At 74.3% G+C, this 25,934-nt stretch carries 22 protein-coding genes; 4 read left to right on the top strand and 18 right to left on the bottom strand.

The features are described from left to right. Positions 1–68: 68 nt before the first annotated feature. The gene (locus O7606_RS22210) at positions 69–974 is read left to right on the top strand and encodes an A/G-specific adenine glycosylase (protein WP_281595957.1); all 906 of its coding nucleotides are present in this window, start codon (positions 69–71) and stop codon (positions 972–974) included. Positions 975–1,201: 227 nt separating this feature from the next. Here the strand turns inward: O7606_RS22210 and O7606_RS22205 are convergent, their stop codons facing one another. From O7606_RS22205 to O7606_RS22155, 11 genes are all read right to left on the bottom strand, one after another. Then, complete coding sequence (locus O7606_RS22205) at positions 1,202–3,739, bottom strand: ATP-dependent Clp protease ATP-binding subunit (RefSeq protein ID WP_281595956.1); 2,538 nt, start codon at positions 3,737–3,739, stop codon at positions 1,202–1,204. Between the two features lie 596 nt (positions 3,740–4,335). Next, complete coding sequence (locus O7606_RS22200; RefSeq protein ID WP_275032425.1) at positions 4,336–4,686, bottom strand: Lsr2 family protein; 351 nt, start codon at positions 4,684–4,686, stop codon at positions 4,336–4,338. 144 nt (positions 4,687–4,830) lie between these two features. Further along, positions 4,831–6,339, bottom strand: a complete 1,509-nt coding sequence (gene lysS / locus O7606_RS22195; RefSeq protein ID WP_281595955.1) for a lysine--tRNA ligase — start codon at positions 6,337–6,339, stop codon at positions 4,831–4,833. 133 nt (positions 6,340–6,472) lie between these two features. Then, a complete protein-coding gene (locus tag O7606_RS22190) occupies positions 6,473–7,231 on the bottom strand; it encodes a type III pantothenate kinase (RefSeq protein ID WP_281595954.1) in 759 nt (252 codons plus the stop codon). Between the two features lie 99 nt (positions 7,232–7,330). Continuing rightward, positions 7,331–8,287: a carboxylating nicotinate-nucleotide diphosphorylase gene (gene nadC / locus O7606_RS22185; protein WP_281595953.1), complete on the bottom strand. Its 957-nt coding sequence runs from the start codon at positions 8,285–8,287 to the stop codon at positions 7,331–7,333. After that, a complete protein-coding gene (locus tag O7606_RS22180) occupies positions 8,284–10,029 on the bottom strand; it encodes an L-aspartate oxidase (protein ID WP_281595952.1) in 1,746 nt (581 codons plus the stop codon). The genes nadC and O7606_RS22180 overlap by 4 nt, the downstream gene beginning before the upstream one ends. 148 nt (positions 10,030–10,177) lie before the next feature. Next, on the bottom strand, positions 10,178–11,080 hold the full coding sequence (locus tag O7606_RS22175; protein ID WP_281595951.1) for a septum formation family protein: 903 nt from the start codon (positions 11,078–11,080) through the stop codon (positions 10,178–10,180). Positions 11,081–11,206: 126 nt separating this feature from the next. Beyond that, on the bottom strand, positions 11,207–11,632 hold the full coding sequence (gene panD, locus O7606_RS22170; protein ID WP_281595950.1) for an aspartate 1-decarboxylase: 426 nt from the start codon (positions 11,630–11,632) through the stop codon (positions 11,207–11,209). A gap of 51 nt (positions 11,633–11,683) precedes the next feature. Then, the gene (gene panC / locus O7606_RS22165) at positions 11,684–12,532 is read right to left on the bottom strand and encodes a pantoate--beta-alanine ligase (protein ID WP_281595949.1); all 849 of its coding nucleotides are present in this window, start codon (positions 12,530–12,532) and stop codon (positions 11,684–11,686) included. Further along, a complete protein-coding gene (locus O7606_RS22160) occupies positions 12,529–13,578 on the bottom strand; it encodes a DUF2520 domain-containing protein (RefSeq protein ID WP_281595948.1) in 1,050 nt (349 codons plus the stop codon). The genes panC and O7606_RS22160 overlap by 4 nt, the downstream gene beginning before the upstream one ends. Positions 13,579–13,713: 135 nt before the next feature. Continuing rightward, complete coding sequence (locus tag O7606_RS22155) at positions 13,714–15,003, bottom strand: phytase (RefSeq protein WP_281595947.1); 1,290 nt, start codon at positions 15,001–15,003, stop codon at positions 13,714–13,716. A gap of 54 nt (positions 15,004–15,057) precedes the next feature. Here O7606_RS22155 and O7606_RS22150 point away from each other — a divergent pair, with 54 nt between their 5' ends. Together O7606_RS22150 and O7606_RS22145 are read left to right on the top strand one after the other, a co-directional pair. Continuing rightward, positions 15,058–16,215, top strand: a complete 1,158-nt coding sequence (locus O7606_RS22150; protein ID WP_281595946.1) for an SAM-dependent methyltransferase — start codon at positions 15,058–15,060, stop codon at positions 16,213–16,215. Positions 16,216–16,225: 10 nt separating this feature from the next. Further along, positions 16,226–17,389 (top strand): NADH-quinone oxidoreductase subunit D, encoded by a 1,164-nt coding sequence (locus tag O7606_RS22145; RefSeq protein WP_281595945.1) that lies wholly within the window; start codon positions 16,226–16,228, stop codon positions 17,387–17,389. A gap of 64 nt (positions 17,390–17,453) precedes the next feature. Here the strand turns inward: O7606_RS22145 and O7606_RS22140 are convergent, their stop codons facing one another. The 4 genes from O7606_RS22140 to O7606_RS22125 form a co-directional block, all read right to left on the bottom strand. Continuing rightward, complete coding sequence (locus O7606_RS22140) at positions 17,454–19,613, bottom strand: hypothetical protein (protein WP_281595943.1); 2,160 nt, start codon at positions 19,611–19,613, stop codon at positions 17,454–17,456. Between the two features lie 192 nt (positions 19,614–19,805). Further along, a complete protein-coding gene (locus O7606_RS22135) occupies positions 19,806–20,903 on the bottom strand; it encodes a glycine betaine ABC transporter substrate-binding protein (protein ID WP_348651118.1) in 1,098 nt (365 codons plus the stop codon). Positions 20,904–21,112: 209 nt separating this feature from the next. Beyond that, a complete protein-coding gene (locus O7606_RS22130; RefSeq protein ID WP_281595941.1) occupies positions 21,113–21,835 on the bottom strand; it encodes an ABC transporter permease subunit in 723 nt (240 codons plus the stop codon). Beyond that, the gene (locus O7606_RS22125) at positions 21,832–22,518 is read right to left on the bottom strand and encodes an ABC transporter permease (RefSeq protein WP_281595940.1); all 687 of its coding nucleotides are present in this window, start codon (positions 22,516–22,518) and stop codon (positions 21,832–21,834) included. The genes O7606_RS22130 and O7606_RS22125 overlap by 4 nt, the downstream gene beginning before the upstream one ends. Before the next feature lie 77 nt (positions 22,519–22,595). Here O7606_RS22125 and O7606_RS22120 point away from each other — a divergent pair, with 77 nt between their 5' ends. Continuing rightward, positions 22,596–23,546 (top strand): ATP-binding cassette domain-containing protein, encoded by a 951-nt coding sequence (locus tag O7606_RS22120; RefSeq protein ID WP_281599806.1) that lies wholly within the window; start codon positions 22,596–22,598, stop codon positions 23,544–23,546. 66 nt (positions 23,547–23,612) lie between these two features. On the opposite strand, the gene O7606_RS22115 is transcribed toward O7606_RS22120, so the two are convergent. From O7606_RS22115 to O7606_RS22105, 3 genes are all read right to left on the bottom strand, one after another. Further along, complete coding sequence (locus tag O7606_RS22115; RefSeq protein ID WP_281595939.1) at positions 23,613–24,113, bottom strand: hypothetical protein; 501 nt, start codon at positions 24,111–24,113, stop codon at positions 23,613–23,615. Between the two features lie 121 nt (positions 24,114–24,234). Next, positions 24,235–24,543: a hypothetical protein gene (locus O7606_RS22110; RefSeq protein WP_281595938.1), complete on the bottom strand. Its 309-nt coding sequence runs from the start codon at positions 24,541–24,543 to the stop codon at positions 24,235–24,237. Positions 24,544–24,588: 45 nt separating this feature from the next. Next, positions 24,589–25,797, bottom strand: coding sequence for an ABC transporter permease (locus O7606_RS22105; RefSeq protein WP_281595937.1), 1,209 nt, complete (start codon positions 25,795–25,797; stop codon positions 24,589–24,591). Positions 25,798–25,934 lie beyond the last annotated feature (137 nt).

The raw sequence follows: 25,934 nt of genomic DNA, 5'->3' as shown, positions 1-25,934 counted from the left end.
CTCCGCGCCGGGCCACCCGGACCGCCCACGCTGCGGGACATTGCGGACATGGCATCATCAGCGGCGCGATGACAGAGCACAGTTTCGCCGGCCGGATCAGCCGGTGGTACGAGGAGAACGCCCGGGACCTGCCGTGGCGCAAGCCGGGGACCAGCCCGTGGGCGATCCTGGTCAGCGAGGTCATGCTCCAGCAGACCCCGGTGGTCCGGGTGCTGCCGGCCTGGGAGGCCTGGCTGGCCCGCTGGCCGGTGCCGGCCGCGCTGGCCGCCGAGAGCCCCGCGGACGCGATCCGGATGTGGGGGCGGCTCGGCTACCCCCGCCGGGCGGTACGGCTGCACGAGTGCGCCGTGGCGCTCGTCGAACGCCACGGCGGAGAGGTGCCCGAACGGCTCGACCAGTTGCTCGCCCTGCCTGGCGTCGGCACGTACACGGCGCGGGCGGTGGCGGCCTTCGCGTACGGGCAGCGGCATCCGGTGGTCGACACGAACGTCCGACGGGTGGTGGCCCGCGCGGTGGCCGGTGAGCCTGACGCCGGCCCCACCACCCGACCGGCCGACCTGGTCGCCACCGAGGAGCTGCTGCCCGTCGAGCCGGCCGCCGCGGCGCTGGCCAGCGCGGCGTTCATGGAGCTGAGCGCGGTGGTGTGCACTGCCCGGTCACCGCGCTGCGCGGACTGCCCGGTGGAGTCGGTGTGCGCCTGGCGGGCCTCCGGACGGTCCGCCCCGACCGGGCCGACCCGCCGCCCCCAGCGGTACGCGGGCACCGACCGTCAGGTACGTGGACTGCTGCTGGCGGTGCTGCGGGAGGCGACCGGCCCGGTGACCCGGCTCCGGTTGGACCAGGTGTGGGCGGACGACGTGCAGCGTTCCCGGGCGCTGGCCGCCCTGGTCACCGACGGTCTGGTGGAGCCGGTCGGCGAGGCCGCCTACCGCCTGCGCGGCGACGCCCCACCCCAGGCCACCCCACTCCCCTGAGCCGCCCGCCCCGCCTACCCCGCCCCGCCCCGCCCCGCCCCGCCGAAGCGGGTGCCACCGTTTCCTGGATGTGGGGGTGTCGGGCGGGGAGGATGCCCCCACATCCAGGTGAACGTCGCGCCGCCGGTCAGCGGGGCGCGCGTCCGTGAGTCGAGTGAGCGCAGACGGGTGGGGCCCGGCGGCTGTCAGCCGTCGGGCCCCACCCGTTGTCGTCGACCGTCGAGGGGTTACGCCGCCTCGTCGGCGCCCGTGGCGGCGGTGCCGCCCAGGTCGGCCGGCACGGCGTCCGGCACGTCCACCGGCCGGTCCGCGCCCCGGAACACGAGCTTGGACTTGTCGATGTCCTCCGGGTCGCCCTCGCAGTCCACCACCACGATCTGACCAGGGGTCAGCTCGTTGAACAGGATCCGCTCGGAGAGGTTGTCCTCGATGTCGCGCTGGATCGTGCGACGCAGCGGACGCGCCCCGAGCACCGGGTCGAAGCCCTTCTTCGCCAGGTACTTCTTGGCGTTGTCGGTGAGCTCCAGACCCATGTCCTTGTTGCGGAGCTGGGTCTCGATCCGGGCGATCATGATGTCCACGATCTGGAGGATCTCGTTCTGGCGGAGCTGGTGGAAGACGATGGTGTCGTCGATCCGGTTGAGGAACTCGGGCCGGAAGTGCTGCTTCAGCTCGTCGTTGACCTTCTGCTTCATCCGGTCGTAGTTGGACTCGGAGTCCTCCGACGCCTGGAAGCCCAGCGACACCGCCTTGGCCACGTCCCGGGTGCCGAGGTTGGTGGTCAGGATGATGACGGTGTTCTTGAAGTCGACGATCCGACCCTGGCCGTCGGTGAGCCGGCCGTCCTCCAGGATCTGGAGCAGCGTGTTGAACACGTCCGGGTGGGCCTTCTCGATCTCGTCGAAGAGGACCACCGAGAACGGCCGACGCCGCACCTTTTCGGTGAGCTGCCCGCCCTCGTCGTAGCCGACGTAGCCGGGAGGAGCGCCGACGAGCCGGGAGACGGTGTACCGGTCGTGGAACTCGGACATGTCGAGCTGGATCAGCGCGTCCTCGCTGCCGAAGAGGAACTCGGCGAGCGCCTTGGACAACTCGGTCTTACCGACACCGGACGGGCCGGCGAAGATGAACGAGCCGGACGGGCGCTTCGGGTCCTTCAGGCCGGCCCGGGTCCGCCGGATCGCCTTAGAGACCGCCTTGACCGCGTCCTCCTGGCCGATGACGCGCTTGTGCAGCTCGTCCTCCATGCGCAGCAGGCGCGAGGTCTCCTCCTCGGTCAGCTTGTAGACCGGGATGCCCGTCCAGTTGCCGAGGACCTCGGCGATCTGCTCGTCGTCGACCTCGCTGACGACGTCCAGGTCGCCGGCCTTCCACTCCTTCTCCCGCTGGGCCTTCTGGCCGAGGAGCTGCTTCTCCTTGTCGCGGAGCTGCGCGGCGCGCTCGAAGTCCTGCGCGTCGATCGCGGACTCCTTGTCCCGGCGGACCTGGGCGATCCGCTCGTCGAAGTCGCGCAGGTCCGGCGGCGCGGTCATCCGACGGATCCGCATCCGGGCCCCGGCCTCGTCGATCAGGTCGATCGCCTTGTCCGGCAGGAAGCGGTCGGAGATGTACCGGTCGGCGAGCGTGGCGGCGGCGACCAGCGCGGCGTCGGTGATGCTCACCCGGTGGTGCGCCTCGTAGCGGTCCCGCAGGCCCTTGAGGATCTCGATGGTGTGGGCCAGCGAGGGCTCACCCACCTGGATCGGCTGGAACCGACGCTCCAGCGCGGCGTCCTTCTCCAGGTGCTTGCGGTACTCGTCGAGGGTGGTGGCGCCGATGGTCTGCAGCTCACCCCGGGCCAGCATCGGCTTGAGGATGCTGGCGGCGTCGATCGCGCCCTCGGCGGCGCCCGCGCCCACCAGGGTGTGGATCTCGTCGATGAAGAGGATGATGTCGCCGCGGGTGCGGATCTCCTTGAGGACCTTCTTCAGGCGCTCCTCGAAGTCACCCCGGTAGCGGGAGCCGGCGACCAGCGCGCCCAGGTCGAGGGTGTAGAGCTGCTTGTCCTTCAGCGTCTCGGGCACCTCGCCCTTGATGATCTTCTGGGACAGGCCCTCCACCACGGCGGTCTTGCCCACACCGGGCTCACCGATCAGGACCGGGTTGTTCTTCGTCCGGCGGGAGAGCACCTGCATGACCCGCTCGATTTCCTTCTCGCGCCCGATCACCGGGTCGAGCTTGCCCTCGCGGGCGGCCTGGGTGAGATTCCGGCCGAACTGGTCCAGCACCAGGCTGGTCGACGGCGCGGCCTCACCGGTGGCGGTGCCCGCGGCGGCCGGCTCCTTGCCCTGGTAGCCGGAGAGGAGCTGGATCACCTGCTGGCGGACCCGGTTGAGGTCGGCGCCGAGCTTGACCAGCACCTGGGCGGCGACGCCCTCGCCCTCGCGGATGAGGCCGAGCAGGATGTGCTCGGTGCCGATGTAGTTGTGGCCGAGCTGGAGCGCTTCGCGCAGCGACAGCTCCAGCACCTTCTTGGCCCGCGGCGTGAACGGGATGTGCCCGCTCGGCGCCTGCTGACCCTGGCCGATGATCTCCTCGACCTGCTGACGGACGCCCTCCAGGGAGATGCCGAGGCTCTCCAGGGCCTTCGCCGCGACGCCCTCACCCTCGTGGATGAGGCCCAGCAGGATGTGTTCCGTACCGATGTAGTTGTGGTTGAGCATCCGGGCCTCTTCTTGGGCCAGGACGACAACCCGTCGCGCTCGGTCGGTGAACCGCTCGAACATGCCCTCGTGCTCCTCACGTGCCGTGCGCCTTGATAGCCAAGATCTTGGCGGGGCCGGTGCGCGGACGACCGGGGTGGGCGTCCTTGCCTCATTACTCTATCGCCGCGGACCGACTCCGCTGAGGTCGTGTGTCTCCGGGCGGGGCCCGGTTCGCGTCGTTTTACCCAACCGTCCACGCTCAGGAGGTGTTCCGGGGCCCCGGCGTGTACGCGCAGAGCGAAATTCCGTTGGTCGGTGGACGGGCCGACAGCGCCCCGGACAGCCCTCCACAGGCTGTGGACAACTCCTTCACCGGCTGTGGACAACTCCTTCACCGGCTGTGGACAACGCCCGCCCCGGCGACCTCATTCCCCGGGTGGGCAGCGCCACCGGCGGGCGGGCAGCGCCACCGGCGGGCGGGCCGGGGCCGCCCGGCGGGCGAGGTGAAGTTGCCGGCGGGCGGACCGCGACCGCCCGGGAACGGGCCGAAGCCGCCCGGGGACGGGCCGAAGCCGCCGGCGGTGGAGCCGCAGCCGGCCGGCGGGTGAGGTGGAACGACGTCGGCCCGGAGCGGGCGCCCCGGGCCGACGTCGGGTGACTCGTCGCGACGGTCGGCGTCAGTGACCGGCCTTCGCGTGGAACTCGTCGACGATCTCCTGCGGGATACGCCCCCGGTCGGAGATCTCCCGACCCTGACCCTTCGCCCAGTCCCGGATCGCCTTGTTCTGGGCCCGGTCCGCGGTGGCGCCGCCCCGGCCGCGCGCGGCCCGACCACCGACCACCACGCCGCCTCGACCGACCTTCGAGCCGGCCGCCACGTACGGGGCGAATAGGTCCCGCAATTTCTCGGCGTTCTTGTTGGAGAGGTCGATCTCGTACTGAACGCCGTCGAGCGCGAACTTGACGGTCTCGTCGGCGTCTCCGCCGTCCAGGTCATCGACCAGCTTGTGAATGATCTGCTTGGCCACGTGCCATTCCTTTCGAGCAGGTTCGCCTGCTAACAAGAGCACAATAGCGGGCGCGATGCTGCGCTCGTCAATAGGACGAGCGATTCGAGGGCCGTGGATTCCCCGGAACGGGTAGGCTCGCTACTCCGGGCGGCGCCGGGGGAACTACTCCGGCCGGACCAAGGGGAACAGGATCGTTTCCCGAATTCCCAGGCCGGTCAGGGCCATCAACAGCCGGTCGATTCCCATTCCCATGCCCCCGGCCGGCGGCATTCCGTACTCCATGGCCCGGAGGAAGTCCTCGTCCAGCCGCATCGCCTCGTCGTCGCCGCGGGCGGCGAGCGACGCCTGGGCCACCAGCCGCTCCCGCTGCACCACCGGGTCGACCAGCTCGGAGTACGCGGTGGCCAGCTCGAAGCCGAGGACGTAGAGGTCCCACTTCTCGGCCAGGCCCGGCTCGTCGCGATGGGCCCGGGTCAGCGGGCTGGTCTCCTCCGGGTAGTCGCGCACGAAGGTCGGCTCGGTCAGCCCCGGCACCACCAGCTCCTCGAAGAGCTCCTCGGCGAGCTTGCCGGGCCCCCACTTCGGGTCGACGGAGACACCGACCTTGTCCGCGTACTCGACCAGCCGGGCCCGGTCGGTGCGGACGGTGACCTCCTCGCCGAGCGCTTCGGAAAGGACCCCGAAGAGGGTGACCGAGCGCCACTGGCCGCCCAGGTCGAACTCCCGGCCGTCGGCGTGCGTCACCGTGGTCGACCCGGCGACGGCGATCGCCGCCCGCTGCACCAGATTCCGGGTCAGCTCGGCCATCGTGTCGTAGTCGCCGTACGCCTCGTACGCCTCCAGCATGGCGAACTCGGGCGAGTGCGAAGAGTCGATGCCCTCATTACGGAAGTTGCGGTTGATCTCGAAGACCCGGTCGACGCCCCCGACCACGGCCCGCTTGAGAAACAGTTCCGGGGCGATTCGCAGATAGAGATCCGTGCTCAATGCATTGCTGTGCGTCACGAATGGCCGGGCCGTGGCGCCACCGTGCAGGAGCTGCAGCATCGGCGTCTCCACCTCGATGAAGCCCTGCTCGTGCAGACCGTCCCGGAGACTACGCACCGTGGCGGCCCGGGTGCGTACCATCTGGCGCGCCTGCGGCCGGACGATCAGGTCGACGTACCGCTGGCGGACCCGGGCCTCCTCGCTGAGCGGCTTGTGCGCCACCGGCAGCGGGCGCAGCGCCTTGGCGGTGACCGCCCACGTCTCGGCCAGCACCGACAACTCGCCCCGCCGGCTGGTGATCACCTCGCCGGTGACGCCGACGTGGTCGCCCAGGTCGACCAGGCGCTTCCAGTCCTCCAGCCGCTCCGCGCCGACCCGGTCCAGCGAGAGCATCGCCTGCAACTCGGTGCCGTCACCGTCCCGCAGGGTGGCGAAGCAGAGCTTGCCGGTGTTCCGTACGAAGATCACCCGGCCGGTGACCGACACGGTGTCGCCGCTGGCGGTGTCGGTGGGCAGCTCGGCGTAGGTGGCGCGGACGGCGGCCAGGGTGGTGGTCCGCGGGTAGCCCACCGGGTACGGCTCGACGCCGTCGGCGAGCAGCCGGTCGCGCTTCTCCCGGCGGACCTTCATCTGCTCGGGAAGGTCGTCGGCGGGGTCGATCGGCACGGGGTTCTGCTCGCTCACGGCATGCTTCCTCAGCGGAGAAATCGGGTGGGTTCACGGCAGAGCGTACTCAAGGCCCTGCGGCCCCCAGCAGCCGATTACCCGGCCGTACCCTTCCCGCGCGGCCTGCGGCGGGGCGGCCCGTCCCGCGCCCTCAGAGGTTGCGCTCGTAGACCAGACGCAGACCGATCAGGGTGATCATGGGCTCGTGGTGGGTGATGGTGCGGCACTCCTTGATCACCAGGGCGGCCAGTCCGCCGGTGGCGATGACCGCCTTCACCTCGCCGATCTCCTCCGTCATCCGCTCGACGATCCGGTCCACCTGACCGGCGAACCCGAAGTAGAGCCCGGACTGCAGGCACTCCACGGTGTTCTTGCCGATCACCGACCGGGGCCGGGCCGCCTCCACCTTGCGGAGCTGGGCGGCGCGCGCGGCGAGCGCGTCGAAGGAGATCTCGATGCCCGGCGCGAACGCCCCGCCGAGGAACTCGCCCCGGGCGCTGATCACGTCGAAGTTGGTGGTGGTGCCGAAGTCGACCACGATCGACGGGCCGCCGTAGAGGGTGTGCGCGGCCAGGGTGTTCACCACCCGGTCCGCGCCGACCTCCTTCGGGTTGTCGATGGCGAGCTGCACCCCCGTGCGCACCCCGGGCTCCACGACCACGCTGGGCAGGTCGCCGTAGTAGCGGGCCAGCATCGTCCGCAGCGAGCGCAGCGCGGCCGGCACGGTGGAACAGGCGGCCACCCCGGTGATCTCCACGGCGTCGCCGGCCAGCAGCCCCCGGAACATCAGGCCCAGCTCGTCGGCGGTGGACCGGGCGTCGGTCTTCACCCGCCAGGAGTGCGCCAGCTTGTCGCCGTCGAAGGTCGCCAGCACGGTGTTGGTGTTTCCGATGTCGATGCAGAGCAGCACGAACGCAGCCTAGACAACGCCGCCGGAGCGGACGCGGGCGGCGAGCGCGTCGACGCTCCGGCCGACGACACGCCGACCGGGCCGCCGGCCGGAGCGGCGCTACCGGGAACGCAGGTCGAGGGCGATGTCCAGGATCGGCGAGGAGTGGGTCAGCGCGCCCACCGAGAGGTAGTCGACGCCGGTGGCCGCGTACGCGGGCGCCACCTCCAGGGTCAGCCCGCCGGTCGCCTCCAGCTCGGCCCGGTCCCCGACCGCGGCCACCACCTCGGCCAGCGTTGCCGGGGTCATGTTGTCCAGCAGGAGGAAGTCCGCGCCGGCCTCCACCGCCTCCACCGCCTCGGCCAGGGTGTCCACCTCCACCTGCACCGGCACCTGCGGGAACGCCGCCCGGACCCGGTGGTAGGCGGCGGCGATCCCGCCGGCCGCGTACTTGTGGTTGTCCTTGATCATCGCGACGTCGTACAGACCCATCCGCTTGTTGGTGCCGCCGCCGGCCCGGACCGCGTACTTCTCCAGGGCGCGCAGACCCGGGGTGGTCTTCCGGGTGTCCAGCACCATCGCCTTCGTGCCGGCGAGCGCGTCCGCCCAGGCCCGGGTGTGGGTGGCCACGCCGGACATCCGGCAGAGCAGGTTCAGCGCCGTCCGCTCGGCGGTCAGCAGGGCGCGGGTCGGGCCGGTCACCGTGGCCAGCACGTCGCCGCGGGCCACCCGCGCGCCGTCGACCGCGACCAGCGACACCTCGACCGTACGGCCGCCGCCGGTCCCCGCGTGGCCCCCCGTGCCGCCCGACGCGTCCCGCCGGCCGTCGCCCGCCGTGTCGCTCACCGCGTCGACCATCTCGAAGACCGCCGCGGCCACGGCCAGGCCGGCGACCACGCCGTCCGCCCGGGCCACCAGGTCGGCCGTGTCGGTCTGCCCGGCCGGGATGGTGGCCAGGCTGGTGACGTCCCGGTACGTCGGCCCGAGGTCCTCCAGCAGGGCGGTCCCGACGACCCGTCGCACCTCGGCCGGGTCCAGGTCGGCCTCCCGCAGCGCCTGCCGTGTCTGTTCCCTCACGCTGTTCCCTCCCCCTGTCGGGCGCCCCGGACGGGCGCGTCCGCCGGATCCGGCGACTCCTCCCACCGGTGCGTCAGCCCGCCGGCCGACCCGATCGAGCCGACCAGGTGGCCACGCCAGGATCCGTCGGCGGTCGGGAAGTCCTCCCGCCAGTGGCAGCCACGGGTCTCCCGGCGGGCGTACGCGGCGGCGACCAGCGCCGACGCCACGGTGACCAGGTTCGTCGCCTCCCAGCTCGGCGTCCCCGGCTCGGCCCGGCCAGCGCCGACCCCGGTCAGCGCCGCGGCCGTCCCGGCCAGGGTGGCGGCCGACCGGAGCACCCCGGCGCCCCGGGTCATCGCCCGCTGCAACGCCGGCGTCGCCTCCGGCGACACCACCCAGCCGCCACCGCCGACCCACGCCCCGGTCGGCGCGGGCTGGACCTGCTCCGGCAGCCCCCGGGCGATGTCCTCGGCGATCCGGCGGGAGAACACCAGCCCCTCCAGCAGAGAGTTGCTGGCCAGCCGGTTCGCGCCGTGCACGCCCGTGCAGGCGACCTCGCCGCACGCGTACAGGCCGGGGATGGTGGTCCGACCGCGCAGGTCGGTGCGGACGCCGCCGGACGCGTAGTGGGCGGCCGGGGCCACCGGGATCAGGTCGGTCGCCGGGTCCACCCCGATGGCCAGGCAGGACGCCACGATGGTCGGGAACCGACGGGCCAGCCGCTCGCCGCCCAGGTGCCGGGCGTCCAGGTGGACGTGGTCCGCGCCGGTGGCCAGCAGCACCCGGTGGATGCCCTTGGCGACCACGTCCCGGGGAGCCAGCTCGGCCAGCTCGTGCTGCCCGACCATGAACCGCTTGCCGTCCGCGTCGACCAGGTGCGCGCCCTCACCCCGCAGCGCCTCGGAGACCAGCGGCTGCTGGGCGTGCCCGGCCCCGGGCACCCGGGTGGGCTCCGGCACGATCAGCGCGGTCGGATGGAACTGGACGAACTCCACGTCGGTGACGGCCGCGCCGGCCCGCAGCGCCAGCGCCACGCCGTCCCCGGTCGACACGGCCGGGTTGGTGGTCGCCGAGAAGACCTGCCCCATCCCGCCGGTGGCCAGCACCACCGCGCGGGCCAGCAGCGCCCCGACGCCGTCCTCGCTGCCCTCGCCGAGCACGTGCAGGGTGATGCCGCAGGCCGGGCCCAGCCCGTCCGGGCCGTCGCCGGCGGCCCGCAGCAGGTCCAGCACCAGGGCGTGCTCGACCAGCCGGATCCACGGGTCACGGCGGACCGCGGCGTGCAGGGCGCGCTGCACCTCGGCGCCGGTGGCGTCGCCGCCGGCGTGCACGATCCGGTCCGCCCGGTGCCCGCCCTCCCGGGTCAGCATCAGCGAGCCGTCCGGGCGCCTGTCGAACTCCGCCCCGATCCGCATCAGCTCCCGCAGCCGGGCCGGGCCCTCCTCCACCAGCACCCGCACCGCCGTCGGGTCGCAGAGCCCCACCCCGGCGACCTCGGTGTCGTACGCGTGGGCGGCCGGGGTGTCCGCCGGGTCGAGCACGGCGGCGATGCCGCCCTGCGCCCAGCGGGTCGAGCCCTCGTCGATGTTGACCTTGGTGACCACGGTGACGTGCAGCCCCGCCTCCCGCAGGTGCAGCGCGGCGGTCAGCCCGGCGACCCCGGACCCCACCACGATCACGTCGGTGGTCTCCACCCAGCCGGGCGCGGGCGCGGCCAGCAGGTGCGGAAGCCGGGGCAGCTCGACGGTCGACAGCTCCATGAGCACAGTCAACCGCGCCGCCCCGGCCGACGCACCGCCGGGGCCGGTCCGGGCTGCCCGAATGTCGGCAAGAGCACCTTCCCGACCCGCCCTCCCGGCAGGCCCGACCGTGGGCAACCGGGGGCCCGACGCCTGCCGCCGGGCGGGATCAGCGGGAACGGATGGGCAGGGCGGCCGGGCCGGCGCCCTTGAGGGAACGGGTCACCGTACGGTCGCTGAGCCACAGGTAGCAGCGGACCCCCCGGTCGCCGACCTTCCACCGGGTCGGCGCGGGCGGACGGACCACCACGTCGGTACGGAACCGCAGGTAGTCGTCGACCGGCAGCCCGGCGTACCGGGCCAGGGCCGACCGGCAGCCGGTGTAGACCGGGGCCCAGTCGGCGGGCTTGCCCGGGTACGGTCGGTCCGGCGCCTTCCACACCCCGGCGAACTCGGCGTCGTGCGCCTTCGCGCAGTCCACCGGGACCAGCCGCTGCACGCCCAACTGCCGGGCGGTCTGCGCGTCGTGGCAGCCCAGCCGCAGCGGCGAGGCGCCCTTCAACGCGTCCCGCAGGCTGCCCGAGCGCAGCACCGTCCGGGCCGCCTGCTCGACGGTGTCCAGCTCGGTCAGGTCGCAGCGGTACCAGCGGGCCCCGGCCGCCCACGCCGGCTTCGACGGCAACGCCACCCCCAGCCGCAGCCGACCCACCCGCCACTCGTCCCCCACGTACTGCGAGGCCCGGGTGTCGCAGGTGGCGAACGCCTCCCGCATCGCCGCCGAGTCCACCGCCGGTGGGGCCGTCACGGCCGGCGGGAACGTGCCGACGTGCGCCACCTCCAGCCGGTGCGGGACGCCGCAGTCCACCGGCGCGAACGCGGCGAGGGTGACCACGTCGGCGAAGTCGGCCACCTGGCAGACCCCGGCGGGCGGGACGAACGGCCCCGGCGCGGCCATCGGCCGCCAGTCGTCGACCAGGTCACCGTCGAGGCCGTCGGAGCCGGCGCAGCCGGTCGACGCCAGCAGGGCGACCGTCAGCAAAGCCGCCGCCAGCCCTCTTCCCGTACGGCCCATCGTGGCCTCCCCCAGCCAACGGCCGTCGCCCCGACGGCGCGCGGTAAGGGTAACCAGAAATGACCCTCCGGTAACAGACCGCAGGGGCAGGCCGAAACCGGACGCCCGCGCCGACGGGGTCGCGCCTCAGCGGGCGGCCAGCAGGTCCCCGCGTACCGGGTCGCCCACCATGCCCGGGGCCACCCCGGCCGCGTCCGCGTTCAACTCGATCACCCGGTTGTCGGCGTCCACGTGCACCACCCGGGGCTGGTACGTGCGCGCCTCGACGTCGTCCATCTGCCCGTACGAGATGAGGATGACGAGGTCACCGGGGTGCACCAGGTGCGCGGCGGCCCCGTTGATGCCGATCACGCCACTGCCCCGCACGCCCGGGATCACGTACGTCTCCAGCCGCGCGCCGTTGGTGATGTCCACGATCGCCACCTGCTCGCCGGGGAGCAGGTCGGCGGCGTCGAGGAGATCCTGGTCGACGGTGACCGAGCCGACGTAGTGCAGGTCGGCCTGGGTCACCGTGGCCCGGTGGATCTTCGACTTGAGCATCGTGCGGTACATCGGATACGCCTCTCGCGGTTCGACCCGGGCCGGTCGGCCCGGGTGGGATGGTCACCGGGGACCGAGCCGGATCTCCACGTTGTCGATGAGTCTGGTGGCTCCGACCCGGGCGGCGATCAGCAGCCGGGCCGGGCCGGGGCCCGGCCCGGGCTCCAGCTCCGGGTCGGTGAGCGCGAGGTAGTCCAGCCTCGCGTCCGCCCCGGCGGCCAGGTCGAACGTGACGTGCGCGGTGGCCAGCACGTCCTGCGCGGAGCAGCCGTCCCGGGCCGCCTCGTCGCCCGCCGACAGCGCGGCGGACAGGGCCAGGGCGGCCTTCCGTTCGGTCGGTGAGAGGTACCGGTTACGGCTGGACAGGGCCAGCCCGTCCGGCTCCCGGACGGTGGGCACCCCGACGATCCGGACCGGCACGTCGAGGTCCCGGACCATCCGCCGGACCAGGGTGAGCTGCTGGTAGTCCTTCTCGCCGAAGAAGGCCACGTCGGGCCGGGTGAGCTGGAGCAGCTTCAGGACGACGGTGAGCACGCCGTGGAAGAAGCCGGGTCGGCTCTCGCCCTCCAGCTCGGCGCCGGGCGGCCCCGGGTCGAGCCGGACCGTCGGCTGCCCGCCCGGGTACATCTCCGCCACCGACGGGGCGAAGACCGCGTCCGCGCCGGCCCGCCGGCAGACCGCCAGGTCCGCGTCCAGGGTGCGCGGGTACCTGTCGAAGTCCTCGTTCGGGCCGAACTGGAGCGGGTTGACGAAGATCGTCACCAGCACGTGGTCGGCCTGCTCCCGGGCGGCGCGCAGCAGCGCCTCGTGCCCGTCGTGCAACGCGCCCATGGTCATCACCACGCCGACCGTGCCGGTCAGCCCGGCCCGCAGCGCGGCCAGCTCGGCGCGGGTGTGCGCCACGTCGGTCATGCCATCACCTCCCGGTTCGCGGCCGCCTCCCGGCGCGCGACGTCCAGCACGCCGAGCAACGGCTCCGCGTCGGCCGGGCGGAGCCGCCCGGCCGCGATCGCCCGGTCGGCGGTCCGCCGGGCCAGAGCCAGGTACGCCTCGACCGAGTCGGGCGCGGTGGCGGTCAACCGGTCGAGGTGGCGGGCCACGGTGCCGGCGTCGCCCCGGGACACCGGGCCGGTCAGCGCGTCGTCGCCGAGCCGCAGCGCGTTGGCCAGGGCGGCCCGCAGCAGCGGGGCGAGCACCCGGGCCGGCTCGTCCACCCCGGCGTCACGCAGCCGGTCGGCCGCCTCGTTGACCAGGGTGACCAGATGGTTCGCGCCGTGCGCCAGGGCCGCGTGGTAGAGCGGGCGCTCCGCCTCCGGGATCCACTCCGGCACGCCCCCCAGGTCGGTGACCAACCGGGCGGCCAGCGCGCGCAGCTCCGCCGGGGCGGTCACCCCGTACGAGACGCCGGGCAGGCGGTCCAGGTCGTCGGGCGTACCGGTGAAGGTCATCGCGGGGTGCAGCGCGAGCGGCCGGGCCCCCGCCGCGACGGCCGGGGCGAGCACGGCCAGCCCGTGCGCGCCGGAGGTGTGCGCGACCACCTGGCCGGGGCGCAGCGCGCCCGCCCCGGCGAGCCCGGCCATCACGCCGGCGAGCGCGTCGTCGGGGACCGCGACCAGCAGCAGGTCGGTGGCGGCCCGGGCGACCTCGACCGCCGGGCGGCGGGGCGCCTCCGGCAGCAGCAGCGCGGCCCGCGCCGCGGAAGCGGTGGCGGTGGCGGTGGACACGGTGACCGAGGTGGTGGCGGAGACCGAAACCGTGGCGGCAGAGCCGGTCGAGCCGCCGCCGGACACGGCGGCCACCCGGTGCCCGGCGGCGGCGAGCGCCGCGCCCAGCACGGCGCCCACCCGGCCGGCGCCGAGCACACCGACGGTGAGGCTGCGGGAAACGGCTGCGGAGCGGCCCGGTGAGCCGGCGGCCCCGACGGGGGCGGCCGGACGCGGGCGCGACGATGCGCTCATGTGGGTGATCCAGTCCTCGATGCTGGGTACCGGTCAAGCGCAAGTATGCGCCGCGATCATCGACGGACCCAGGTCATGTGAAAACCTTCACCGGCACCGGACGGGGCCGTGCGCGGGGTCGGCCCCGTCCGGTGGTCAACGGGTCGCGCGGAGGAATCCGGCGTCGAGGAACTTCACGTTCGTCGCCGGTCGGGGCTCGCCGTCCCCGTCCGGCACAGTCGGGGTGTTCTGCCCGTCGTGCACCACCAGCAGACCCCCGGGGTACCCGGGCAGCGGGGTGGACACCACCGCCGCGCCGTCGCACTCCTGCGCCCCGTCCACCGGGCCGTCGACCACCGCGAACCGCCCCGTCGGCCGGTTGCTCCGCCGGTCGTACGTGTAGAAGGTGTCGTCGCCCTGACTGGAGACCACGAGGGCGCCGGTGAACCGGCCGGTCCGGTAGATGGTCAGCCCCTCCACGTCGGCGGCGATCCGGCCGCCGAAACCCGGGTCGGCGGCGTAGTCGACCACGCAGTCGTCCTCCTCGACGTCGAAGACCGCCGGGATGCCGAACTCGCGGGTGTGTTCCACCACCTGGGGGGTACCGGCGAACCGGCCGCCCCGCAGTGACACCCGCCACAGCCCCACCGTCTCCTGGGCCAGGTACACCGTGCCGGTGGCCGGGTCCACCACCGTCCCCTCCACCTGCGGCCCGTCACCCGGGTCGGCGCACGGCGACCAGGGCCGGCCGTCCGGCAGGGTGAACGTCGACGGCAGGGCCAACCGGTCCACCGGCAGGTAACCGACCCGGTCCCCCTGGGCCACGATCCGGAAGACACCCACCTCCGGTGTGCTCCGGCGGCTCACCACCGCGTACGACACGCCGTCCGGTCCGGTGTGCACGCCCAGGCCGTACGCGGTGCGCTGCTCGTTGACCTCGGCCTGGTCGGCGCTGAACGCGTACGGCACGCGCGCGGCGGTGACGTCGGTGAGCGACCGGGTGACCGGGTCGATCCGGTAGAACCGGAGCTGGTCCCGACCCCGGTCGGTGACCACGGCCAGGTCCACCGTCCGCCCCGCCAGGCGGAAGTTGGTGACCAGGTCGACGTTGTTGAACCGGCCCGCCTCGTCGGCCGGCCCCGGCGCGGGCGGGGCGGGGACCGCCTGCCGTTCCCGGGCCGCCAGGTCGTAGACCCGCAGGCCACCGTTCTTGGCGGTGAGGACGACCAGGCTCCGTGCCCGGTCGGTCGGGTGCAGCCAGATCGCCGGGTCGTCGGCGTCGGCGTCACCGCCCGCCCCGTCGTCGAACAGCGACGGCGTCTCGGTCACGGCGCGGACGGACGTGAGCAGGCCGGCCCGGTGGGCCGCCGCCGGCGCGGCGACCACCGTCGTTCCGGCCACCAGCAGGGGAGTCACCGCCAGGGCGGGGATCAGGAGTCGTCGCATACCGCCTCACCGTAGGGTCGGCACGGTGACACGAGCTGAACCCGGGATGAACTGATGAGCGTCGGTTGGCGGGCGGCGATGACCGGCGCCCTCTACGGCCCCGGTGGGTTCTTCGTCGCCGGGGCGGGACCGGCCGCGCACTTCCGGACCAGCGTGCACGCGTCCCCGGCGTTCGGGACGGCCCTGCTGCGCCTGGTCGAACGGGTCGACGCCGCCCTCGGCCACCCCGACCGGCTGGACGTGGTGGACGTCGGCGCGGGGCGTGGCGAGCTGCTGACCACCCTGGCCCGGCTGGTCGTCGCCCGACCGGCGGGTGATGGCGGCGGCCGGCCGGCGCTGCTCGACCGGCTCCGGCTGACCGGGGTCGAGTTGGCGGCCCGTCCGCCGGGCCTGCCCACGCCGATCGGCTGGCGGGACCGGCTGCCGCAGCGGATCACCGGGCTGCTGGTGGCGACGGAGTGGCTGGACAACGTACCCCTGGACGTGGCGGTGGCCGGCGACGACGGCTGGCGGACCGTCCTGGTCGACCCGGCCGGGCGGGAGTCGGTGGGCGGGCCGGTCGAGCCGGCCGACGCCGAATGGCTCGCCGCCTGGTGGCCGGACCCGACGCCGGGCGCCCGGGCCGAGATCGGCCGGCCCCGGGACGTCGCCTGGGCGGACGCCGTCCGGGCGGTGGACCGGGGGCTGGCCCTGGCCGTGGACTACGGGCACCTGCGGACCAGCCGCCCGGTCGACGGGACGCTCACCGGGTACCGCGACGGCCGGCAGACGCCGCCGACGCCGGACGGCTCCCGCGACCTGACCGCGCACGTCGCCATCGACGCCGTCGCCACCGCCGGCGCGATCGCCGCCGGAGCCGGGGGGACGGCCGCCGCCGGCCAGGCTCGTGGCGGCGGGCCGGCGCGCGACACACCGTACGCGCTGCTCCGGCAGCGGGAGGCGCTGCGCGCGCTCGGGGCCGACGGCGGACGACCGCCGCTGACGCTGGCCCACGCCGACCCGGCCGGTTACCTGCACGCGCTCGCCACCGCGTCCGAGGTCGCCGAGCTGACCGACCCGGCCGGGCTCGGTGGGCACTGGTGGCTGCTGCAACCGGTGGGCATGCCACCGCCGCTCACGGTGGCCGGTTCGGCCGGCGGCGGCCCAGGCCCGGCGACCCCCGACCGGAACCCACCTCGCTCCGCCGGGCCGACCACCTTCGAGCGGCGGTGAACGTGGCACGATGACGGGCATGACCACCGACGCCGGGAGCCTGCGTGAGCTGACCGTCGGCACCGGGACCGGGTTGGACACCGCGGACATGGTGCTCAACATCGGCCCGCAGCACCCGTCCACCCACGGGGTGCTCCGGTTGAAACTGGTCCTCGACGGCGAACGGGTGGTCTCCTGCGACCCGGTCATCGGGTACATGCACCGGGGCGCGGAGAAGCTCTTCGAGGTCCGCGACTACCGGCAGATCATCGTGCTGGCCAACCGGCACGACTGGCTGTCCGCCTTCGCCAACGAGCTGGGCGTGGTGCTGGCCGTCGAGCGGCTGATGGGGTTGGAGGTGCCGGAGCGGGCCGTCTGGCTGCGTACCGCGCTGGCCGAGCTGAACCGGGTGCTCAACCACCTGATGTTCCTCGGCTCGTACCCGCTGGAGATCGGCGCGATCACCCCGATGTTCTACGCCTTCCGGGAACGGGAAACCCTCCAGGCGGTCATGGAGGAGGTCTCCGGCGGCCGGATCCACTACATGTTCAACCGGATCGGCGGCCTCAAGGAAGAGGTGCCGGCCGGCTGGACCGGTCGGGCCCGCGCCGCCATCGACGAGGTACGCCGTCGCCTGCCCGACCTGGACCTCCTGATCCGGCGTAACGAGATCTTCCTGGCCCGTACCGTCGGGGTCGGGGTGCTCTCCGCCGCCGACGCCGCCGCGTACGGGGCGTCCGGGCCCGTCGCCCGCGCCTCCGGCCTCGACCTCGACCTGCGCCGCGACGAGCCGTACCTCGCCTACGGCGAGCTGGACGTGCCGGTGGTCACCCGCACCACCGGGGACTGCCACGCCCGCTTCGACGTGCTGCTCGACCAGGTACGCGTCTCCCTCGACCTCGCCCGGCAGTGCCTGGACCGGGTCGACCGGCTCACCGGGCCGGTCAACACCCGGCTGCCGAAGGTGGTCAAGGCCCCCGAGGGGCACACCTACGCCTGGACCGAGAACCCGCTCGGCATCAACGGCTACTACCTGGTCTCGCGGGGCGAGAAGACGCCGTGGCGGCTCAAGCTGCGCACCGCCTCGTACGCGAACGTGCAGGCGCTGGCGACCCTGCTGCCCGGGTGCCTGGTGCCCGACCTGATCGCCATCCTCGGCTCGATGTTCTTCGTGGTCGGCGACATCGACAAGTGACCGGCGCGCCGGCCGGGTTCCCCGGCTGGTCGCGCGGGTGACGGACGCCGGACCGTCGGGCCGGTCAGCGCCAGCGGTCGGGGTGGCCCTCCGGCCCGCGCGGCGGACGGCCCTCGCGGGCGCGCGGCGCATGATCCCCGGCCCCGCGCGGCGGGTAACCCTCGGCCCGGCGCGGCGGGTAGCCGTCCGGCTCGGGCTCCGGGCCCCCGCCCCGACCCGCCGACCAGTCGTCGACCGGCTGGTGCTGCCGGGGCGTACGCCACGCCTCCGGCACCGGCACGCCACCCGGAGGCAGCGCGTGGTGCGGCTCCGTCCAGCGGGCGCCCCGGTCCGGGTGACCGGAATCGGACCGCGACCCGCCGGCGTCCCGGTGGTCCCGCCGGGGATCGTCCTGCCGTACCGTCGCCCAGCGGTCCTCCACCCGCAGCTCGGTGCCGGCCCCGTCGGCGCGCACCTCGGCGCGACGCTCACCCATCCGCAGCTCACGGCCGTGCTCGTCGGCCCGCACCGCGGCCCACCGGTCCCCGGCCCGGACGTCGGACCAGCGTTGCCCGCCGTCCTCCTGCGCCGGGTACTGCCGGCCCCGCCCCGGGCGCTCGTCCGGGGCGTCCCAACCCCGGTCGTCGTCGGAGCGGTCCGGGCCGGCGGCAGGCCGACCGTACCGGCCCGGCTCCGGCCACGGCGCGTGCTCCCGGGTCTCCTCCGGCCCGGCCCAGCCACCCGGCGAGTGTCGGTCGTCCCGCTCCGGCGCCGGCCAGGTCGACTCCCGGGGACGGCCGGACCGGGAACGGGCGTCCGGTCGGGGCGGGTACCCGTCCCAGTGGTCGGCCGCCGCCTGCCCGGACGCCGGCCAGGGCTGCTCCTCCGGCGGCGGCGTCCACCGCCCGTAGACGTTGCCGGGCACCGGCTCCGGGGCGGCGCCGTCGACGATGGTGTGTCGGGTCGTCACGTGCACCGTCTCGGTGTGCCGGACCACGCCGACCGGTCGGGGCGGCAACTCGGGCCCCGGAGCCGGGCCTTGGCGTCCCTCGGGCTCGTCGTGCCGGGACGACGCGCCGTACACCCCCGGGGGCGGCCGTTCGGCGGCGTACCGGGCGGCCGGACGCGATCGGCGGCCCGGTTCCTCCTCGTCGTCGTGCCGGCGGCGGGCGCGGTAGTGGTCGCGGTCCCCGTCGTCCTCCCGGTGGACGTCGAACCGCTCCTCGTCGGTCTCGGGTGGTCGACGCCGCCCGCCGGGCTGGTCGTCCTGCCGGCGTCGCCCGCCGGACCGTTCCTCCGGGATCCGTCGTCGACCGGGCTGCTCCTCGGCAGAGCGGCGGCCGGGCTGTTCCTCGGCAGAACGGCGGCCGGCGGGCCGGGTCTGGGCGGGGCGGCGGCCGGCGGGCCGGTCCTCCGGACGGGAGTCTTCCTCCGGGTCGGGCCGGCGACGGCGGCCACCGGACACGTCGTCCCGCCGTCGTCCGCCACCCGACGGTTCCTCCGCCCAGCGGCGGGAGTCGTCCACGCCGGCCCCGCGCCGGTCCTCCCCGGGTAGTTCCTCCGCCCCGCGCCACTGGCCGACCGCGGCACGGCGGGGCGCGGGCTCCTCGGCTGCCCAGCGGTCGCGCTCCGGGCTGTCCGCACGCCCGTACGACTCAGGGCCCTCCGCCGCCCGGTACGCCTCAGGGCCCTCCGCCGGCCCATAAGGCTCGGCGGCATCAACCGTCCGGAACGGCTCGGCGGCCTGATAGGGCTCGGCGGTCTGGGTCGCCCGGAACGGCTCGGCGGCGTCGGCGGACCGGAACGGGGTCGGCTCGTCGGAGCGACCCGGGGGCCCGGCGGCCGGCACCCGGGCCCGACCCGACCCGTGCGCCACCCGGTCGGCCACCGGTGGATCGTCCGCTTCGCGGCGCGGCGCGGCCGTCGCCACCACTGCTCCGCCCCGGTACGCCGACTCGGCGGCCTGCTGCTGCGACCGGCTGACCGCGGTGATCTCCGCCCGTAGCTCCTCCACCTCGTCGAGAAGTTCCCGGGTGACGGCGGCGTTGTCCGGACGGAGGGTGATCGACAGCCCGATAGCCACCACCGAGCCGAGCGCGAGCACCGCGGCGATCCGCAGGGTGCCGTTGCCGTCCGCGACCAGCAGCAGCAGCGCCGCGAGGGCGGCGAGCGCCACACCGCCCCAGAAGAGGAGCGTCGACCTCGGCAGCGCGCGCTTGTCATCGGAGAGCACCGGGGAGGGCATGGGTGCGTAGCTTACCGAGCGCACCGGCCGCGGAAAAAGGCCGACGGTGCCCGAAACGGTACGCCGTCGGCGTTCGTTCCGGGCGCCGCCGGAAGTCGGCGACCTTGTTCCTGGCGCCGTCGGACTTCGCTCCGGGCGCGTCGTCGGGCGTCGTCGGCCCTGGTTCGGGCGCGGTGGACGCGGACGCCCGGGTCAGTTCACGGCGAGCGAGGCGTCCGACGAGAGGACCAGACCGACGCTGGCGGTGCCGGTCTTCAGGGCGTTCTTCGTCTGCGGGCCGCCCGCGTCCAGGGAGCTGAACGAGCCGGCCTTGAAGTCGTACACCTCGACCAGACCGGCCTGGCACTTCGGCCGCTGCGGGCACTCCGGCGGGCCGGCCAGGACGGTGTCCGCCCCGGAGCACTTCTCGGCGAGCTGGGTGAGGGTGCTCACCCCGTACTTGTCGGCGAAGGCCCTGGTGACGGCGAAGGCGTTCTGGTCCTGGGCGGCCGAGGGGGCGCCGAAGGCCAGGCCGGACCTCTCCCCGACGGCCTTGAGCGCCGCGACCGTCTTGTCCAGTTCGGGCGAGGAGACCGGCTGGGCGTCCTGCCCGTTGGTCTTGGTGTTCAGGAACTCGGCCAGGGTGGCGGCGTACTCCGGGACCACCTGGATCTCGCCCTTCTCCAGGGCCGGCTCGTACAGCTCGCGGCTGCCGATCTGCTGCACCCGCACCTCGTAGCCGGCGGCGGTGAGCGTGATCGCGTACAGCTCGGCGAGGGTCTCGCTCTCGCTGAAGTTGGCGGCGCCGACCACGATCGGGCCGCCCGGCCCCTTGGCGATGCCGGCGGTGAGGTCGTTCGCGGCGGCGAACTCGCCGGCGGCGACCTTCGGCGTCTTCCGGTCCACGTCGACGGCCTTGTTCAGCTCGATCAGCTTCGGCGTGTCGAGCGCGGCGGAGACCTTGTCGAGCGCGGCGACCAGCGGCGGGGTCGCCGCCTTCGCGTTGATCGCCGGAATGACGTTGTCGGTGTCCTGGAGCTTCTTGTCGTCGTCCAGCACGACGAGCTGGTCCCCGGCGACCGGGGCGCAGCCGGCGCCCGAGGCCCCCGCCTCCGGCGCCTCGGTGCCCGAGGAGCCGGCGTCGCCGCAGCCGGTGAGGAACCCGGCGGCGGCGAGGGCCCCCACCGCGCCGATCATGAGTCGAGTACGTGCGCGCATCTGCCCGCCTCCCGTGTCCCGGCGCGACCCCGGCGGGGCCGGCCGCGTGTCCGACGGGCGATCGTCCGGTCGCCCGCTGTCCGCCGCGATCAAGTCGCGGGAATCCCACGAGACATCCTCGCGGAACCGTCCGAGACTTCCTCACGGAAGGTCCACGAAACATGTTCCGGAGCGGAAGTGACAACTCGGGAAGCCGGTTGTCGCCGGATCGTCACCCGAACGTGAGGGGAATCCCACCGGCCACCGCCCGCCGTCGGCCCCGCGACGGCTCGGACACCGGTCGCCGGGCCCGACGCGACGGCTCAGTCGCCGGCCACCGCGCTCGCCGCACGACGCGCCGCCCGACGCCGGGCGCGGCGCAGCGGACGCGGGGTGACCAGGCGTTCGACCACCGCCAGCACCAGCTCGACGAGGATCGCCAGCCCGGCCACGAGCAGCCCGCCCGCGATGATCTGGCCGCCGCCGGCGGCGATGTCCAACCCGAAGCCGGCCCGGATGATCTGCCCCAACCCGCCGCCGTTGACGAACGAGGCCAGCGCGGCGGTCGCCACCACCTGCACGGCCGCGGTCCGGAACCCCGCCGCGAGGTACGGCACCGCCAGCGGCATCTCCACCCGACGCAACACCTGCCAACCGGACAGACCCATCCCCCGCGCGGCGTCCCGGGCCTCCGGGTCGGCCTGCCGGATCCCGGTGTACGCGTTCGCGAGCAGCGGCGGCACGGCGAAGACGGCCAGCGCCACCACCACCGAGGGCTGACCGAACCCGAGAAAGGTCAACGGGAGGATGGTCAGCAGGGCCAGCGTCGGCACGGCGAGCGAGACGTTGGAGACCAGCACCACCAGGCCGCCGCCCCGGCCGGTGTGCCCGAGCCACAGCCCGACCGGCCAGGCCAGCAGGCAGCCCAGCGCGACGGCCGCCGCCGACATGGTCAGGTGCTCGGTCAGCCGGTCCAGCACCCCGCCCGGGTTGGTCCAGTTGAGCGGATCGTTCAGCCAGAGCACCGCCTGCTCGATCACGCTCACGGGTGCCTCCTCCGCAGCCAGGGGGTGAGCAGCCGGCCCAGCCCGGCCAGCAGCAGGTCGAGCAGGAGCGCCAGCAGCACGCAGAGCAGCGTGCCGGTCATGATCTGCGCCTTGTAGAAGTTGTTCTGGAAGCCGGCGAAGATGAGCTGGCCCAGCCCGCCCCGCCCGACCACCACCCCGACCGTCACCAGCGCGACCGTCGAGACGGTGGCCAGCCGCAGCCCGGTGAGGATGCCGGGCAGCGCCAGCGGCAGCTCCACGCGGGTCAGCCGGCCCCAGCGGCCGTACCCCATGCCCTCGGCCGCCTCCCGGACCTCGGCCGGCACCTGGGCCAGCCCCGCCAGCGCGTTGCGGACGATCACCAGCAGCGCGTACAGCGCGACCACGCTGAGCACCGTCACCGCCCCGATCCCGAGGTAGGGCGCGAGGAACGCGAACAACGCCAACGACGGGACGGTGTACAGCACACCGGTAAATGCGAGAATCGGGCCGGTGAGTGGCCGGTACCAGTGGGCCAGCACCGCCAACGGCAGGGCCACCAGCGCGGCGATCACCACCGCGCGGGCGGTCAGCGAGACGTGCTCCCCCAACGCGGCGACGATCGTGTCAGAGTTGTCCCGCACGTACTGCCAGGAGAACCACGGGTTACCCGGATCGGCCCGGTAGCTCAGGCGGAAGGACATGCGTGGACGTTACCCCGGATTCCGAGCCCGGTACGGCCGCCGGCGCCGGCCCCGGCGGCCGACCCGGCGCCGCGTCGATCACCCTGGAGGGCATCGGCAAGCGTTACCCGGACGGCACCGAGGCGGTACGTGACCTCAGCCTGGCCGTGCGCGCCGGTGAGCTGACCGTCCTGATCGGCCCGTCCGGCTGCGGAAAGTCCACCGTGCTGCGGATGATCAACCGGTTGGTCGAGCCGACCTCCGGCCGGATCCGGATCGGCGAGGAGGACGTCACCACGGTCGACCCGGTACGGCTACGCCGCCGGATCGGGTACGTCATCCAGAACGTCGGTCTGTTTCCGCACCAGACCGTACGGGCCAACGTCGGGACGGTGCCCGGGCTGCTCGGCTGGTCGTCCGAGCGCACCCGGCGACGGGTGGACGAGTTGCTGGAGCTGGTCGGGCTCGACCCGGGGCAGTTCGGCCGGCGTTACCCGCACGAGCTCTCCGGCGGGCAACGGCAGCGGGTCGGGGTGGCCCGGGCGCTGGCCGCCGACCCGGTGGTGCTGCTGATGGACGAGCCGTTCTCGGCCGTCGACCCGATCGCCCGGGGCAGGTTGCAGGAGGAGTTCCTCCGGTTGCAGGCCGAGGTGCGCAAGACGATCGTGCTGGTCACCCACGACCTGGACGAGGCGGTCCGGCTCGGCGACCGGATCGCGGTGCTCTCCCAGGGCGGGCGGCTGGAGCAGTACGACACCCCGGCCCGGCTGCTGAGCGAGCCGGCGTCGACGTTCGTGCAGGAGTTCGTCGGGGCCGACCGGGGCATCCGCCGGCTCGTCGTCACCCCGGTCACCCGGGCGGACCTTCGGCCGCTGGCCGCCGCCGACCCGGCCGGGTTGCCGCAGGTCCGGTTGGGCGGTTCGGCGTACGACGCGCTGGCCCTCCTGCTCACCTCGGCCGCCGACCGGGCGGTGGTGGTGGACGACGACGGGCCGGTCGGCACGCTGACCCGGCAGCACCTGCTCGACCTGGACCGCCCCACCGACTGACCGGATCAGCCAGGGCTCCCGCCCGGCCCGGGTCGGGCCGGCTCAGGCCCGGCCGCCGGGGCCGGCTCAGGCCCGGCCGCCGAGGCTGGCGACGCCGACGATCCAGCCGGCGAAGAGGCCGTACGCCGCCGCGGTGCCGGCCGCCTGCACGGCGGCGAACAGCGACGGATCGCCGCCGAACAGGGTGCCGAGCACGGCCGCGAACCCGGCCGCGAAGACGTACGCGCCCCAGCCGGAGAAGAACTGGCTGAGCAGACCGCTGGCCGGGCTGGCCTGCGGGCCGGGCAGCAGGTAGAGCAGCACCGCGGTGAACCCGACCAGCAGCAGGGCGCGCAGCCCGTCGGTGAACAGGGTCTCGACCGGCGCGGCCGGATCCAACCGCCAGGAGGGCCAGGCCAGCAGGCGCAGGAACCAGCCGCTGGCCGAGTTCGGGTCGGCGCTCCGTTCGGCCCACCGGGTGTAGCCGGAGCTGCCACAGACAGCGACCAGGACCAGCGCGGCGAGGGTGCCCGTACCGGTCGCGGTGCTGCGCTGGCGGTCGGTTCCGGTGCGGCTGGTCGACGGCATGTCGCGTCCAGTCCCCGCCGCCGTGGCCGGGCAAACCCGGCCAGGGGCGCCCGCCTGGCCGAGCAGTCCGGGTCCGGCCCGGTCGGCCCAGTCGTCGGTCGGGCTCAGTGCTTCGTCGGGCTCAGTGCTTCATCAGGTAGTCGATGAAGGCCGCCCGCAGCAGCGGCGCGGACTCTTCGTACCCGTGCCCGGTCAGCTCCCGCCACAGGGCCGCGGCCTCGTCGAGGGTCGGACCGACCGAGTTCGGCGCGCCGTCCAGCGCCGCCGCCTCGTCGGCGTTGGGCAGGTGCCGCAGGACCGACCAGAAGAACCTCACGTCGTGACGTTCCCTGGCCAGCGTGAACGCCTGCTGTCGGAGCTCCTCGGTGGAGAGCGCGTCCAGCTCGGCGAAGGAGCGGCCGTCCGGGGCCGGGGCTGATGCGTCCGTCATGCGGCGAGCGTAACGGGCGAGATCAGCGTCGGCCCGCCGAGTCACTCAGCGGGAGTCGTCGCGTCGCCTGTCACGTTCGCCGTCCCACCGCCCCCACGGGTCGGTGGGTTCCTCGGTGGAGCGTGCCGGCATGGCCGGTGGCCAGGCGGCCGGCGTCCCGGCCCGGGGCAGCGTCCAGCCCGCGCTGATCGAGGCGTCCCCGGGCGGGCCGGTCTCCGCCCGCCCCTCCGCCGTCGGCCGGGGCCGCCCGTACGTCTCGACCAACCTGGTGACGACCAGGCCGAGGCCGATGGCGGCGCCGGCGATCCCCCACCGGTTGACCTGGTGACCGGCCGCCTCGGTGTAGACGAAGAGGAGATTGACCAGCACCACCACCAGCAGGGTTCCGCTCACCCCGCCCCGACGGCCGAACGCGCTGGTGCCACCGAGCAGCGCCATGCCCACCGCGAGCGCCGTCCAGTCCAGGCCGGCGTCGGGGACCACCCGGCCGGACCCGTTCGCGGCGAGCAGCACGCCGGCCAGCATGGCCAGCACGGTGGAGACGGTGAGCGCGCCGGCGGTGACGATCGCGGCCCCCACGCCGCGCCGCCGGGCCGGGTCGTCTACCGGCCGGAACCGGCCCACCAGCCGGCGGACCGACCTGATCGCGCCGAAGAGTCCCCCGAGGACGGCGACGGCGGCGAAGCCGGCGAAGAGGTAGTAGGCGCCGGTCCGCGGGTCGTAGTCGGCCTGCACGGTGACCGGCAGTGACCGCTGGTCGATGTAGACCACCACCGCCGCGACGGCGGCCAGGCTGGCCGCCCAGGCCGGCACGTGCAGCAGCACCACGAACAGCGCGACCGCCAGACCACCGACGGTGGCGACCACGAGCGCCGGGAGGACCGACTCGACCACCCCACGGTCGCCCTGCTCGGCGAAGTGCAGCGCGCCGGCGACCGCGACCGGGCCGATCGCCAGATTCGGCGCCGCGGTGCGCAGGCTCACGCCGGCCGCGAGCGCCAGCAGCCCCAGACCCACCACGCCGACGAGCAGCTCACGCAGGCTGTTGCCGCGCAACTCCTGCGGGCTCTGCAACCAGAGCAGCAGGCCCAGGACGACGACCTTGGCCGCGAGCGCCCCCTCCCAGGCGACGTGCACGGCGACCCGGTCGGGCCCCGGCTCGCCATCGAGCGTCTCGTCGGGCACGGCGGTCGCGACGGTCGTACCCGACTGCTCCCGGTGGACGGACTCACCCCGGCCCGGCTCGTACCCCACGCACGCCTCCCACGGTGGCCCACCCGGCCCGGCGCGCGCGGTGGGCCGGGCCGCCCGTCCCAGGCCGCGGCTAACCGCTTGCGCAGCGTGGCCCCGGTCGGCCTCGACTGCCCGGTCGCACGCACCGTACCCGCGGC

It is taken from the genome of Micromonospora sp. WMMD882, assembly GCF_027497255.1.
In the GTDB taxonomy this organism is placed as follows: domain Bacteria; phylum Actinomycetota; class Actinomycetes; order Mycobacteriales; family Micromonosporaceae; genus Micromonospora.
The sequence above is the reverse complement of the archived record's forward strand: the minus strand, read 5'-3'. Positions and strand labels throughout refer to the sequence as shown.